Source organism: Flavobacterium psychrotrophum, assembly GCF_003403075.1.
In the GTDB taxonomy this organism is placed as follows: domain Bacteria; phylum Bacteroidota; class Bacteroidia; order Flavobacteriales; family Flavobacteriaceae; genus Flavobacterium; species Flavobacterium psychrotrophum.
In genome coordinates this window covers 1,188,681-1,203,582 of record NZ_CP031557.1, presented here as the reverse complement: position 1 = coordinate 1,203,582, position 14,902 = coordinate 1,188,681, and the positions used below count along the sequence as shown (strand labels likewise).

9 protein-coding genes are annotated in these 14,902 nt (G+C 42.7%); 8 read left to right on the top strand and 1 reads right to left on the bottom strand.

All coding sequences use genetic code 11. The features are described 5' to 3' along the window. The first annotated feature begins 10 nt into the window (after positions 1 to 10). The 8 genes from DYH63_RS05210 to DYH63_RS05180 all read left to right on the top strand — a co-directional run bounded on the left by DYH63_RS05210 (position 11) and on the right by DYH63_RS05180 (position 8,216). The gene (locus DYH63_RS05210; RefSeq protein WP_116787811.1) at positions 11 to 1,063 is read left to right on the top strand and encodes an HNH endonuclease domain-containing protein; all 1,053 of its coding nucleotides are present in this window, start codon (positions 11 to 13) and stop codon (positions 1,061 to 1,063) included. Between the two features lie 417 nt (positions 1,064 to 1,480). Beyond that, positions 1,481 to 1,942, top strand: coding sequence for a helix-turn-helix transcriptional regulator (locus DYH63_RS05205; protein WP_116787810.1), 462 nt, complete (start codon positions 1,481 to 1,483; stop codon positions 1,940 to 1,942). Beyond that, a complete protein-coding gene (locus DYH63_RS21565) occupies positions 1,935 to 2,186 on the top strand; it encodes a nucleotidyl transferase AbiEii/AbiGii toxin family protein (RefSeq protein WP_240409063.1) in 252 nt (83 codons plus the stop codon). The genes DYH63_RS05205 and DYH63_RS21565 overlap by 8 nt, the downstream gene beginning before the upstream one ends. Positions 2,187 to 2,188: 2 nt before the next feature. Beyond that, entirely contained in the window at positions 2,189 to 2,593 is a 405-nt protein-coding gene (locus DYH63_RS21740) for a nucleotidyl transferase AbiEii/AbiGii toxin family protein (RefSeq protein ID WP_369692818.1), read from the top strand. Between the two features lie 444 nt (positions 2,594 to 3,037). Beyond that, positions 3,038 to 5,695 carry an ATP-binding protein gene (locus tag DYH63_RS05195; RefSeq protein ID WP_116787809.1) on the top strand — a complete coding sequence of 886 codons (2,658 nt, stop codon included), beginning with the start codon at positions 3,038 to 3,040 and terminating at the stop codon, positions 5,693 to 5,695. Continuing rightward, positions 5,695 to 6,489 (top strand): hypothetical protein, encoded by a 795-nt coding sequence (locus tag DYH63_RS05190; protein WP_116787808.1) that lies wholly within the window; start codon positions 5,695 to 5,697, stop codon positions 6,487 to 6,489. Before DYH63_RS05195 ends, DYH63_RS05190 begins: the two co-directional genes overlap by 1 nt. Next, positions 6,482 to 7,693 (top strand): hypothetical protein, encoded by a 1,212-nt coding sequence (locus DYH63_RS05185; RefSeq protein WP_116787807.1) that lies wholly within the window; start codon positions 6,482 to 6,484, stop codon positions 7,691 to 7,693. The genes DYH63_RS05190 and DYH63_RS05185 overlap by 8 nt, the downstream gene beginning before the upstream one ends. Next, positions 7,677 to 8,216 carry a condensin complex protein MksE gene (locus DYH63_RS05180; protein ID WP_116787806.1) on the top strand — a complete coding sequence of 180 codons (540 nt, stop codon included), beginning with the start codon at positions 7,677 to 7,679 and terminating at the stop codon, positions 8,214 to 8,216. The genes DYH63_RS05185 and DYH63_RS05180 overlap by 17 nt, the downstream gene beginning before the upstream one ends. A gap of 362 nt (positions 8,217 to 8,578) precedes the next feature. On the opposite strand, the gene DYH63_RS05175 is transcribed toward DYH63_RS05180, so the two are convergent. Continuing rightward, positions 8,579 to 14,590, bottom strand: a complete 6,012-nt coding sequence (locus DYH63_RS05175) for a P-loop domain-containing protein (RefSeq protein WP_116787805.1) — start codon at positions 14,588 to 14,590, stop codon at positions 8,579 to 8,581. Positions 14,591 to 14,902 lie beyond the last annotated feature (312 nt).

Genomic DNA, 14,902 nt, shown 5'->3' with positions numbered 1-14,902 from the left:
TATTACTTATATGGTTCCATTTCATCCTAACCTACCGGTTAAAACATTGTCAGGCTTATTTTCAAATACGGCTTCTACCTACAAGTTCTACTGGTTTTTAGCAATACTTGAAGCCGTGGAAACAGGCAAAACGGTCATCGAAAAACAGGAGTTATTTGCGCGTATGGTGGCCGGAGCTTGGTACACTGTAAATTATTTCCACGTGTCTTTTGGAAAACAGGACCTGTTGCAACAGTCAATAGAAACCATTAAGGCAGGCGAAGCATTACCGGTAAACCTCCGGCAGGAAGACATTGTGAGCCGGTTAGCAGGTTCAATTAAGACGGAGACTGTAAAGGTTTTATGGCATTTCGATAATAATGTACCACACTGGTTCCTCTCACCCTGGTTTAATAAAACAACTATAAATAACGACAGTAGTTATAAAAAGTACATCTATACCGCTTCGGCTGCTTTTGAAGGAGATTGTTTGTATGCACTGGACAGCCACCAGATTATCATCAACCCGAAGTGGGTAGGGTACCTAACAACACATTCGCGCATTCTGAAAGATTACTGCCTGTGGAACCTGGCTGCATTCCTTCAGGTGCGTAACCCAAGCGTTCCTGATATTGCCGGAAAACTTATAAAACCTCCTTTTCGTGGTTCCCTCCTGCCCCAACGAAAACACTATTGGGACATCGTGTTTAAGGAGTTAGGCTCGATCGAATGTATTTATACCAACACCAAAATGGACATAACCAATTACGCGGTAGATCATTTCATACCCCATGCCTTCGTATCGCATGACCTGATTTGGAACCTAGCGCCAATTGATAAACAATTCAACAGTATTAAATCCGATAAGCTGCCGTCGCTCGAAAAGCACTTTGAGCCGTTTGTAAGACTACAACAAGAAGCTTATAATGTAATATGCACTAAGGCACCTAAAAATAAATACCTGGAAGAATTCATAACTATTTTTCCTAAAATGGATGCTTCCGGCCTGAACACAAAACTTTACAGCGAGGTTCTAATACCACTACACACCATAGCGGGAAATAATGGGTTCATCTTATTGTAACGTAATAATTATATTACTCGTAGATGAAAAATCTATTCTTTGCGTTTAATACTGTTCTTATGTTTAAAGAGTGGTATATCTACCGCAAGAAATACTCCAAATCGCCAGGCTGGGTTTATAGTCTATCGTCAATTTTTGAAAGCTCTGGCTCGTGCTGCACACCTATACCGAATAATAGCGGAATGTTTTTACCAAAGCCATAAACAGGGTAACCACCAGGGGTGAAAATCTGACCCAATTTTACTTTATAGTCTTTTTCTACTGTTGAAGTAGCGCCGTCTGTAACGGACGTAAAAATCTACAATTATAAGATAATCCAAGGATTGTTCCCCCAATTACCATTTAATATTATTTCAAAATATAATAGTAAATGCAGTAAAAAAGCAATATGTAAGCAAATTTGTTTACATTAGTGATATGGACAAGCAATTTGAACGCTACAAAGGCATACACCCGGGAGCGGTTTTACAACGCGAGCTCGCCAAAAGGCAGCTTGCCCAACGCCCTTTTGCCTTGTCTATAGATGAATTTCCGCAAAGCCTTAACCAGGTTATCCTCGGCAAACGTGACCTTTCTACCGCTACATCGCTTAAGCTCGAAAAAGCCCTCGGCTTGGAAGAAGGTACCTTAGTACTACTACAGGCGTATTATGATATCGCCAAACTAAAGAAGAAAGAAGCAGCTCACAATACCCCGAACCTTTCCCGACTGCGCAAATCCCTGTTTTGGGACACCAATATAACAAAAATTGACTGGCAGCGACAGGCTACAGCCGTTATCAGGCGTATTTTCGAACGTGGAAACCTTACCGAGAAAAAAGAGATCCTGCGTTTTTACGGAAGCGAAGAAGTACGTAAGACAATAACTCCAGATGGCTAAAATGTATTGGAATACCGTAAAACGGTTGTTGCAACAAGTGCTGTTACAATTGATGGAACTACCCGAATTGCATCCGTTTCGCCTGGTAGGCGGCACAGCACTTTCCCTGCAACACGACCACAGGATTTCAGTGGATATCGACCTGTTCACCGATGCAGATTACGGCAGTATTAACTTTGACAGCATAGAACAGACATTATCGAGGCTTTTTAAATATCTGGAAAGGTTTCTTCAGGTCCTGTAGGTATGGGACGTTCCTATTTCTTGGGTACGGATCGTGAAAACACTATCAAATTAGATCTATTCTATACCACAGATCCTTTTATGCAGGATCCCCTCCATGTGGAAGGCATACGTATGGCTACCACCGAAGAAATTATTGCAATGAAAGTCGATGTCATCCAACGAGGCGGTCGTAAGAAAGACTTTTTTGACCGCTACGAGTTGCTCCCTCTCTACCCGATTGGACGGATGCTGGAGCTACATGCCTTGCGGTATCCTTACAGCCACGACCCCACACTCATAGTAACGAACTTTACCAAATTTGAAAAGGCTGATACAGACTTCGACCCGGAATGCCTGCGCGGATGCTACTGGGAATTCATAAAAGAAGATTTTGAAATTGCCATGGAAGCATACAGGCAGCAATAATTTGGAGAGGTTATGAAATACCTAGTATTCACAAGAGGAAAAGTTAGTTAATTACACTACAGCAAACCTTATGCAGCCGGGAAGCGGCTTGACGACTTCGCTTGAAAATACAATTACCACACAAACAGCTTAACAAAACAAAAAATACTTTTAAATAGCTGTTTTAACAATTACTCCGCCAACCTAAACGTGATATCGTAGCGTTACTGATGTTATTCCGCGCAGCTACTAGATAATATCGCCATAGACAATTTACCGTAAAAAATGCTTTTCAGGGTATTGAAAAGAAATCTCTGGTAGAATTTCTTCGTATCGATCTCAGAATAAGTCGCTTCATATTGCTAATTTTCTTAAATTTAGGCGGCAGCAAACCAACTGGGTGGTCTCATTGCCAAGAAGAGCTACCATTAAATAAAACAACTAACCCTACCTAAGCATCTCCTTATGCTGAGAAGAATTGTCATACTCAACTCCAGCCTTTATGCTAAGGCCGATATCAACCTGCATGAATGTGATTCCCTACAAATAGTGGGGCCTAACAATATTGGGAAAAGTACCCTGATTTACGCGCTCAATTTCCTTTATGTCGTCGACGGTAAGAAAATGACCTTCAGCGGCGGGCGTACCGGCGATAAAGCGACATTCAACCATTACTTTCCAAGCATAAACTCAAGTGCGATTATCTTCGAAATTTTCAAAAAAAGATATTATTGTATCTTGGTCCGCAAAAATGCCGAAGGGACTCTGGACTATTATAAAATTGACAGCGATTACAAAGAGCAGCATTACTTTGATACCCTTGAAGAAGGACTTCAGATGAAGAAAATAGAAAATGTCTTTTCTGAATTCATGACATCAAGCGTCAAGTACATCAAATTCCCAAACCGCAGGGACCTGTTCAATTTCATATACCAGAAAGGCAAGCGTACCGATAGCGTGGTATGGCTCAACGACGGCGTGTCAAACGACCAAAGGGAAATCAGCAACAACTTCTCAAAAATCTACCGCTACCTCATTAACTCAGCGCTCATCGATAGCTCAACCCTAAAGGAAGCCCTGATCATCTCCGATAACAAAGAAAACGAAGGCGTAACGTTCTCAAAGAAAAACCAAAGGGACATCCAGACCCTCTTAAAGCTCAACCACGAACTTAAAGTGTACCGGAGTATTGAAAAGAACTTTCTCGACTTCAAAGAACTGGTAAACCAATACCGCGTCAAAAGCCAGATCCTTTCTGAAACGGTATATGCCTTTGATTCGGAGTATGTGAGCGTTATTGAAACACTCAGGGCATCTATCGGACAAAAAACACAGCAGGTAACCGGACACAGGATGCAACTGGACAATGATTTGCTGCCACGGCAGGCAGTCCTCAACCAGAAACTGGGAAGCCTGGGGACACAGATACCCCAAAAAGAAGCCCTGATATACAGCCTTGAGCAAAAAATAAAGATGATACAATCCTATGAAGACCTAGATTTCCTCAGGCAATCCATCGAAAACCTTGACAAGGAGCGTAAAGAAATTGAAAGCCATATCACCCAGATTGAATTCCAGGATCTGAAAAGCAGGGACATTGAATCTAAAATTCAAAAACTGCTGCGGCATGCACTGGAACTGGAACAAAAAATAAACTCCTACTCAAACCTGCTCATCCACCAGATTAGCGACAATGCCGAGGACAGGGAACTCCTCAACGCGCTTTTCTCTAACGAGATTACAAAGCTTGACGCCGGGCACCTGGTAGAGAAAATTAGCGGGACCGCTGACATCATGCGGGTCTTTGACGGGGCATTATCATTGCCTAAAGACCTGAAACGTATCCCAATACCTTCGGTTGAAGAACTAAAGACACAGCTTCAGGCAACCCTGAAAGAAAAGGAAAACAACGAGCGCCTGCTGCCGATTGCTAAAAACCTAGAAGAATCACGCCGGAAACTTGCCACGGTGCAACAAAGCATAAAAGAACTGGAGACAAAAATCGCCGAGATTGAAAGCCTGCCGGCAATCCAGGGAAACCTGGAGCAGGAAAATGCTGCGATCTCCGGTTTAAAAAACGAAAAAGAAATGGCCGGCAAGGACCTTGGTATCACCAACCAGGCCATAACCAGCACCTCGAAAGCCATGGAACAGCTCAATGCCGAAATAGCACGGGACAACCAACGGGTTACCGAACTGGGAAAATGGAAACTGGCCGTTGAGCAGTCAGGCATTGTTCCTATAGCCTGCCAATCCCAGGAATCCATTGACCAACTCTATAAAAATTTCGAGCGTAACTTTTCGGAACGCAATGATATTAAGGGTAAAAAAGAACGGTTGTTCGACAACCTGAAAAACCGTACCGATAGCGTGGTGGGATCCGAGGAAGCCTTTATTAAACTAATTGATAATGAACTGGTCACCATCAATGACAAACAAAAAAGTATCGACGAATTGCTTCAAAATATTGCAACCCAGTTTTCAATACCCTGTAAAACGCTGCATTCTAAATTCCAAGAATTCGAAGCGTTCATCAACAATCAATTCAATTCCAAAATCAGGAAAATAAAAATATCCGATATTGATTCTCTCAGTATTGAGATCATACCCAATAAAAAAATACTCGATGACCTGGAAAAAATAATGGAAATCAGGGACCTTACCATGGAAATCATCTTCGATGACCAATCGGAAAACCTCAACATCCTTAACCGGTTCCTCGATACCCAAAGTACCATCGCTTTTAAGGACCTTTTTGATTTCAAACTGCACCTGGAAAAAAAAGGTGTCCACAAGGTTGTAGACCCCAACCGCCAGGTGGAATCTGATGGGACAGACAAAATGATACGCCTGGTGCTGATGATGTCCATTATCAACCAGCTGGTGGTCAGCGACCCCGAAAACAAAATAGTGCTCTTTGTTGATGAAATCGGTACCATAGACGAGGCCAACAGGCTCGAAATCCTCAGGTACTGTAAAGAAAACAACTTCGTGCCCATATCGGCCGCACCACTGCATCCTTATGATGGCTTTGACAAATACTACCTCATCCGCAGGAGCCCCGGGCAAATTGTGGTAAGCGAAAATAACGGTAACGTAATATCCAGAAAACAGCGCGGATAATGACACAAACAGATTTCAACACCTATAAAAAATTTCGTCAGGAAGGCTCCATTACCGAAAAGGCGCTCCCAACAACGATCCTGAAATCCCATCATTTCCAGGGCCTGCTCTCGGCAACAATTATCGAAAAGGAACGCTCAGGAAGGGGCTTCCGCTTTGAGGTAAAGCGCCCCGTTGAATTTGAGACCTTTTTCAGTACGCATTTTCCTGAAGACATTACCGTTACCGACAAAACGGATAACGTCCGCAAATTCAGGAATTCAAAGGCTAAAAAGATACAATCAGTCCCTATCTTTATGCTCCGGGGTTTTAAGCCACTTGAGGTAAACGACCAAATCCTCGAGCTGAAACACTACACGGAACAGTTTAAGCTCTTCGCCTGCAATGCCCAATCGATAAAAGCCGATAAGATCTGTATTGTGGAAAACCTCGATACATTCCTGATTGTAGAAAACCTTTTGGGCCCGGAGTACATCTACCTTCACAAATACGGCAGGATCGGCAAGGATTCCCTGGCCGTATTTTCAGTGGAAGAGCTGCTGGTATTTGTAGATTTCGATTTCAACGGGCTGGACGAATTCCTGCGCATACGGGAAGCCCTGCCACAGGCACAACTCTATGTACCGGATAATTATGAAGCGCTTTTTGGAAAGTACTCTCAGAGCCTCAGTGGAAATAAAGCCGAAATGACCACACGCATCAAGGACAGCGGGGACAAAAATGTGATTATGATACGTGAGAGCATCCTGAGGAATAACCGCTTTTTGGAACAACAATACTGGAAACATGATTAAATCAGAACCAAAGTCAATACTACAGTTCATGGCTACCCATTATGAGGTATTGAAAGAGCTTTTTGAGGTGCAGAAAAAAAATGATTTTGTATCCCACCAGGCACTCCAAAACTGCCTGCAATTCCACCAAAAAGACATCCTGGCCCAGCTTACCGAATACAATATCCTTACAGCACTTAACAACGATTACCTGTTTGGCGAACCCTACCTCGCGCTGTTTGAATTCATCCACCAACAATTCCGCCCACTGCTACCCGAAGAAATCGAACAGTACGGCCAGGCTATAAAATCCCTTTTCTGGAGGATTAGGGACGGTATGCAACAGGATAAAAATATGCTGCTGGAATGCATCGAGGCGCTCTCAAGCCAGATCAGGAAATTTACGGAGGCCGTGGTAAACAACACCAAAAGCCTGCTCTTGGAATCCCGGGACCTGAAGGCCAACACAAAGAAAATTGACTACTCAGAAAAGATAGCCCTGGCACGCCACCTGATTGAAAACTATATCTCCCCCCTCAATAAAATCCTGGATGTAAACCACACGCAGTCCATCTACAATGAGCTGCTTACCATTTCACAGTTCTGCAATACCCAGCGCTTCCGCTACCCCGATGAAGGCATACGCCGCGACTTCGAAAAGCTATACCAACTGCTCGGACAGGCCGGTCGCGATTTAAACACCCAGTCGGGCGTACTGACCAGTGAGCTTCTGCCCCTGATTGAACGGATAAAGACCGAAAGCCAGTACCTCAGTGGGTTCCATCATTACCTGACCAACGGCAATTGCTATCGCAGCATAACCCCGCCATCACTTCTTACCACCCCACGTGAGAACATTTACAGCAAGTTCATTTATGAGAACACTAAAGAATACTTCGGGCAATTCCAAAACGAAACCCAAATTATCGTTATCGAAAATCCGGTTGCCACCGACGACTGGTTTTTTGAAAAGTCAACCTACAAAGCCAACCTCAATAACGCCCTGCCCGTAAAAGACTTCTTTTCGTGGTGTGAAGATGCCATAAGGGCTGATACCGGAGGTTTTACCATTGATAATTTCTTCATAGCAACCAGCCTGCTTTTTGAAGAAGAGTACGAGATTACACCAGCAGGCTGGGATGAAACAATAAAGATAGAAAATGAAACCGCAGTTCTGATACTGCCCAAACTGAAAATAAAGAAACGCAATGACATTCCCGGATAACCATAAAGAGATTGTAAGGATGCTGATGGACGGTAAATTCATTACCGCAGATGATACGCTGTTCGAAAGCCTTGATAAAAAAAGGGATTTCTACAAAGGTTTCTTCCTGCAGTCCTTCGGCTATGAACTGATTATAACCCTCGATTATATCTATCTTGTATCGGACGAAACACAGGAAAATACCTCAAGGGATATCGCCATATTCTTTGCCATTCTATGCTATGAACTCGATAAGGACGGTAAAAATTTCCTCACCGAACTACGCCATGCCGAGTTTCACCTGGACGATATTGCCGACTATTTCAAGAAATCCTCATGGACCGATGTAATAAACGCAAACAAACAACTTAACACGCCGGAGAACGTACGCAGGTTTGTAAGCACCATACTGACAAAAAGGAATATCGCCATAAGGCAGGGCAACGAGCGGTATACCTTTACCAAGGCCCACAAGCTCTTCATCGATTTTGCCAAAGAGCTGGCTAGTAATACTCAGAACGAGAGCAATACGGACATGCATTAACAAGAAGGATGGCAACAACATTGATGAATGCTATAAATTGTCATTATATCTTCAAAAATATTTCTATCAGACACATTTAAAGAGGAGATAATTGAGATTTTTCGGTCCGATAGTACCGATTTTTCCACTTCATAACTGGCTTCTTCAGCAATCCACACACAGGTTTTTTGTTCGATTTCATTGGTTATTTCATACACACCTTCTTCTTCAATAAATTCGGAACTTAATATAAATGTATCTCAATAAATTCAGCCACATGGTCCTCCGCTGCGAAATCTTCACTCTTATCACAATTTGATTCCAGTTATGTTCTTTTTTTCCCGTTTTTCCAGTTACGAAAATAAATTTTCCAACCCGAATAGTTAAGGACTTTCAGTCCCCATTCCATCAATATCAAAGCCAACGACCTGGGTTCGCGTACTACTTTCGTATTCTTCACCATCCCCTTGGAATCTTTCTACCATTTTGTGATAATACAGCCCACTCGTAACAGAGGCTATCTGTAATAATGCTTCGTTCGAAGCCGTTACAATCCAGCCCTCACCAATTTCAGAATCATGCCGAGGCCTCATTTCGGAATTCCCACTGGACCAAAACACCGATTTTACCATAATGTTTCCTGCAGTATCCATCCACTCAAACAAACCTTCGGAGCTGGGTACCCAGGACAACATCCTGGCAAGCCCAGGATTAATTGCAATAAAGTTTGAACGTTCGTTAAACTGAACGAAGCCATGATCGCGCTTCACAATTATTTCAGGCCCCGGATTACCCAGCACGTGATAATCGTCCGACAACCTATGAAATAGGGATCCAAAAATCTTATCACCATCCAAAAGTTCGGAAAAACACGATAACCCAGCGCTATATTCTTCCGTTGGCCTACCCCAATCCAAATTACTTATGGTATAACACTCCCCAATCACAACCTGATCCCCATACGGCAGGATACCGGCCTCTAGTCTTGGGGTATTATCAATTTTAGCAACCCACCCCGTCCGGATACTGATTTGCCCTTCCTGTTTGATTACCGGTATTATCGACGGCTTGGCAACAACGGGATAAAACGGTACGGCGTAGTCAAAGAATATAAAGTATCGCGCAAATTCATCCATGTCCAACACCTCGCAATCTTCCAGTTCTGCTACAATATACATAAGGCTATTACGGATATCAGTAATTTTATGTTTCCGGAACGGATACTTCATTCCAGTAGCATCTAAATTTTTTCTAACCCGTTCCTCGTAGACAGGAGTCCATTTTTCAGGGGTCCCATGGATATGGGCAAAATGGGATAACCGCTGTTCCAGGTTAGCCATATCAATTTGCGCCTCATACGAAATTAATCGCAATAGGGGTTTAAATATATCTACTGCAAAGTCAGGGTTTCCGGGAAGATGAAAGGTATAAGAAGCCGGCAGGAGTTTGCCATATTCTAAAGAATAGGGGCTTTGCAAGGCTTTAAGTAAAAAACGGGCATTAGCACGTACCGTATGATGGGCATTGTTAGCCCAACCCGCTAACTGTACCGTAAAATGCTCTAATGCTTTTGGATGGATCCTATACAGGTACATGCAAATAGCAGATGCTTTTAAATCGTCCTGCATCGCTTCGAGTTTCTCAACGGCATACGGATTACCACTGGCAATACTGAACGAAAAGGTTCTTGTTGCCACCTCAGAAAGGGACATTATCGGGCTTTCCGTTAATGTTAAAAGAAATTCGGAGAGCACTTGATATATATTTGTCTCATGCCTACCAATACAAGGTAAATTATCTAATGGAAGGCTATTTTGCATAAGGCGGTTCAGGTAACTTTCGATTTCTTGCCAATAGTCTTCAACCTTATTGTCTTTTGAAATAACCGGGAGTATTTTATCCAAATCTGTCAAATACATACTCGGATAATTAGTATCCGATATGTCATAACAGAACAGTTCAAACGCTTTCTTATAGGCCAACTCCTGGTCCAGGTTAGAAAGCGCCCGTAAAGCAAGAAGCCTCGACCCTCCGTCGTAATGCTGAATCCAGCCTGAACCGGTGGAATGTTCCAAACTTTTACCGGCAAGCTCCAGGGATAATTCCCTGTCACCTTGACCCAGTGCGATTGCACTGAGACTGGCATAGTAATCCGAACGCTTTCTCGTTGTCACCCCGGCATCTCCAAGTTCCCTGATGTTCTCAAGGGTCAACATCGATGAAAATTTAGCCAGGACGCTATTCCAATCGAAATAAGAATTGGCCATACTCTCGCCCATTACAAGCCTCTTTAATGACTCATAATCGCTAGTGGAGACAATTACTTCCGCTTCAGATAAGGTCTTATAAGGCTCAAGAACAAGTTCGTTCCGCTCTGAGTAGATCGCTTTAAACGAATCTTCTCCGGAAAGATCCGTTTTTGTCCCATAGATTTCAAGGTTATGAGCCCGACAGAAATCAAAAATGATGTTTCGTAGATGTCCCCTGTGCTCTTCAATTGCAGTAACTTCTACAGCTGTAATCAGGGTATCCAGATGCCTCTTTAAAAAACTATCGGAGTCAATTTTCACTCCCGTGGATAAAAGGGTTTCAAGCAAAGCAACATCTTTTCCTTCGGAAAAAAGGAGGTAAATTTCTGCGTAAACCGACATAATGAATTCATACTCTTTTGGCTGTAAACAACGCTTCAGGCATTCTTTTAAAAACGTGCCCAGGGCACGGTCAAAATCAACATCGCCCTTGTCAAGCAACCATTGCATTTGCTGATAGCCCGATTCGAGGTCGTAATCAAATGTAGCTTCCAGTAGCCTTTCGACAGCCTCGCTGAAAGTACCACCTTCAGTCGTTTCTTTAATATGGTCCAGATGTGAGAGGAACCAGCTGAGGCGCGTCGGGGCCTTCTCTGGTTGTAATACATTTATTTTGTCGACCCAATCCAGCCAGGAAGTAAACTGATAGTCTTTACTGTAGGCCACCCCTATAGACTCCTTCCATGCCCTGGAGAGTAATGCGAGCGCTTTTTCATTGTTCTGTAATGCATGATAAGCATCGGATTGAGCCTCGCATTCTTCAATACGCGCAGAAATATCCGAGCCTAACAACATGGTAGCTTCCAAATAATCAATCTCTTTTGCAACACTCTCCGGGTCAAAACCGTTCTTCAAAAGGTCGACAAGTACCGATCGCCTGAGTGACACAGGCCAAAATTTCGGGTTTGACTGGTATTCATTAATCAAATAGCTGCCAAGGTCGTTCACGTATTTCTGACCTAATGCAGATACCGCAGCAATGAGAAGGCTGTAATATGCCTTCTTGGTTGCAAATATCTTATTTGAATAACGGTTACGATGGTTATTTTTCTTATAAAAAAACGTTACTATGGGAATGACCCGGGGAAGTATGGTTGCTGACTCCTGCACCTCTGACTGTCCTTCGGCAAGTAATTTCGCCATGAGGCATAACATCCTTTCATATTCCACTATAAGTTCTTCATCAGTGCCACTTTTAGCGTTAGGGATAGCCTCCGTTATTGACACACCATTGCCTACAAGATGCATTAGCTTATTATGTAATATCAGCGGACGGAAAGGAACAAGAGTACCATCATACCCCAGGTCACTCTCACCTACATTGGACTGTTGCGGTATATTTTGTATCCATTCGCCCACCCTTCTTTTATCCCAAAAGCATTTGTAAATCAGGTTCGCAATCTCGATTTTTGCAAAATCACTTGAGCTTTCACGGTCAAAATGTTCCAGTAGCAAAGACAGGTAATGCCGGGCAAGATCCAGCTCACTTTGATCGACGCAATGGTCAACCGCTTCAGTAAGGACATAATAATAGGCATTCAATTGCTTTAACTGTCCTACCCGATACTGCTTTAATAGTGTATTAAAATTTTGCCAGTCGTTTTTACTTATGTAAGCACTGGCCAACGAACCTAAGAGTTCCAAACGCACCGCACTGATGCTCAGTTGCCTGTACGCTTTCTTTTCAGTATATTTTATATTGTTAATCCTTGTTACAATATCCTTGACATCAAGAAAAAAAGCACCGGTATAAATCCACTGCTTAACCAGCGCAATGGAATCCTCACCGCGATGGGTGCCATTAATCGCTATACTGCGCGCGCTAATGGATTCCGGATATGCGATATTAAAAAGCAAAAGCCCCTCATTTAGATCTCCCGAACGTGCAAATACGACCGCTGCTCCCAGTGCAGTACTTTCGCTGCACAATAGTTTATTTTCACTGCGGAGGTATCTCTTGGCAATTTCCGGTTTACCGATTTCCACAAACCGTTCCGTCCAGGATGCAGGGGCGATATTCCTGGATTTCTGTTCTATTTCAGAAAGCGCAAAAAAATAGCGAAGTAATGTTACCGGGTTGCCGGTCTTCAGGGCTATGTCGACACCTAGTTTTCCTTCAGACCTAATCTCATGTAAGGGCCTGAAACCGCAAACCTGTTCATTGAACAACTCGGGATTTGCTTCGTTTAGAAATGCCTCGAAATTCCCGGATTTGTATAAGTGGAAGTTTTTCTTCCAGTCCGGTTCAACTTTCGAATCCTTATAAAATTTCGCCAGATCAGCATGATAGCTCTCATCAATACTTGGATTATAAGCCTCCGTCAAAATGTCAAGACAGGTATGTTGCAAGAGGAACTGCCGAAAAGAGTTGTGGAAAAAAGACCATTCCTTCCCCACATCAAAAAGGAACTTTGCCCGATCCCTCAATTCAAGCAACACCTTGTTTGTAAAGCCCCATTCACTCATGAACTTCGGGTGTACCGGCCCGTTCACACGCGCAATGAGGCCTAATAATTTCACTAAATCCAATGAATTTTGAATGGGTTTCCATAGCCGAAGATAATAGAGGTCAATATTACCGTCAATTTTCTCAAAACTGTTTAAGGCTGACGCGCGGTCTGCCACTGATCGTAACTTTTCAACAAAATATGAAAGGTACAATGGATGCCCCTGCGAACTTTCATAGACTTGCAATTTTTCCTTGGTTCCAAGCGGTGGAGTAAGGGTACTACAAAGGAGGTACCTATATACCTCATTCTTTGTTAATGCATCCATTTTTACCGTGCTTTCAGTCGTTTTATACTCCTGGCAGATTTCAACCGAGAGATCCTCAAGCGCATAGGACTGGCTCCCTAAAATGATGTAAACTCCGCTCGGCATGGCCTGGGGCAAAGGAAGGTCCCGGAGAAACGTATTAAATGTTTTATATTCTCTAGGGATATGATCAAGGCCATCAATAATAAGTATAGTTTTAGTGCCGCTTTTTTTAAAGTCTTCACCAAGTGCCGTAAGCTGCTCAAAAAAGGTCTTCCGTAAATATTCTATATCTTTATAAGGCAACACATTGATAGTTGACCGGGTTTTTCCCTTTATCTGCAAAACAAGGTCGAAAAATAACGATACCGAACTTCCGCGTTCCTGGTAATTCATTCCGGAAGCGGGATTTGTAAAATCAAAAGCGTAGTATTTGATAATGCGATGGTTCGAATTTCTAGCCCATTGGGTAAGCATGGTAGATTTGCCAGTGCCCGGGCCGCCCTCAAGGTATACATAACCGCCTTCCTTTGTACTGATTAGCCTGTCAAGATTGCTTATGGTTGACGTTATGGGCTGGTAGGTTTTTAAATCTATAATAAAATCGTGGTTAAATGTTGTCCTGAAACGGTCCGCCCAGGAAAGCTCATGCAAAATCTCCTGCCTGCTAAATTCTACTATACGGTCTTTAGAGGCTGCTTTTTCGATTATGAAACGAGAGAGTACCTGAAGGTCTTCCTGTTCTTTCGAATATTGAACTGAAGCGACTGCAATGGGCTTTGGTTTATAGGAATGAATGAAGACGAAACTTGACATAAATTCGCGAAAATCTTTGTTACTCAGTTTTGCCACGGTCTGTAATTCCTTTGAAATTGTAGCCCAGTTTTTATCGACAGTCTGACCGGATTTTATACCCAACCATCCCTGATCCATAAAACTGCCGAAACTCGCCGTTTTACCGTCAGCTAATATAATTTTATCGTTCACCGATACCGTTTTATTGGTTAAAAGATGTGGAATTACTTTCTTGTTACGGTTTTTATTCTTTATTTTTTTCCAGGATGCTACAATTTTGGGAAACAGCGCCATAAAACTGGAATAAGTGATTACGGCTTCTGAAATGGTCCACTTTACCTGGTAGGCATGAATTTCTGAAGGAGTTGAAAATTGAATATCGTCTAATTTTTCCGCTTCAGGATCGGCAACCCTGATCCATTCGAGATTATCGTTTACCAAATTACGGTATACCTGCCTTGAAAACTCATCAAATTGTGGCAGATAACCTCCTATTGCAGCCCGTTCACCCTGAGCTGAAACTTTCAATTTTCCCATACGGATACATTTAGTTTGAACCTTACACCTGTATTTACAATACTAATGTAAATATTTTGGCTTGTGAAAAAAAATAAGAAAAGTGAATAAACAGTACTTGATTGAACCCTTTCGCCGATATAGAATTGACCACTATTTCTACCGGTATACAAGTAATTATTGGCTTCATTAAAACTGGCGAATAGGTGTGAACGTAATTAATTTATCCAACTACGGTGACAAAGATTGCGAGAACGCACAACGGACACATAAGCATTAGAAGTCCTAAATATGTCTAAGAAGCCTGCAGAAATACTTTCATCTAATCTGTTC

Bases quoted from the DNA above. Each gene is read 5' to 3' on its own strand.
- DYH63_RS05210 (WP_116787811.1), top strand. From the start codon at position 11: ATGGTTCCATTTCATCCTAACCTACCGGTTAAAACATTGTCAGGCTTA.
- DYH63_RS05205 (WP_116787810.1), top strand. From the start codon at position 1,481: ATGGACAAGCAATTTGAACGCTACAAAGGCATACACCCGGGAGCGGTT.
- DYH63_RS21565 (WP_240409063.1), top strand. From the start codon at position 1,935: ATGGCTAAAATGTATTGGAATACCGTAAAACGGTTGTTGCAACAAGTG.
- DYH63_RS21740 (WP_369692818.1), top strand. From the start codon at position 2,189: ATGGGACGTTCCTATTTCTTGGGTACGGATCGTGAAAACACTATCAAA.
- DYH63_RS05195 (WP_116787809.1), top strand. From the start codon at position 3,038: ATGCTGAGAAGAATTGTCATACTCAACTCCAGCCTTTATGCTAAGGCC.
- DYH63_RS05190 (WP_116787808.1), top strand. From the start codon at position 5,695: ATGACACAAACAGATTTCAACACCTATAAAAAATTTCGTCAGGAAGGC.
- DYH63_RS05185 (WP_116787807.1), top strand. From the start codon at position 6,482: ATGATTAAATCAGAACCAAAGTCAATACTACAGTTCATGGCTACCCAT.
- DYH63_RS05180 (WP_116787806.1), top strand. From the start codon at position 7,677: ATGACATTCCCGGATAACCATAAAGAGATTGTAAGGATGCTGATGGAC.
- DYH63_RS05175 (WP_116787805.1), bottom strand. From the start codon at position 14,590: ATGGGAAAATTGAAAGTTTCAGCTCAGGGTGAACGGGCTGCAATAGGA.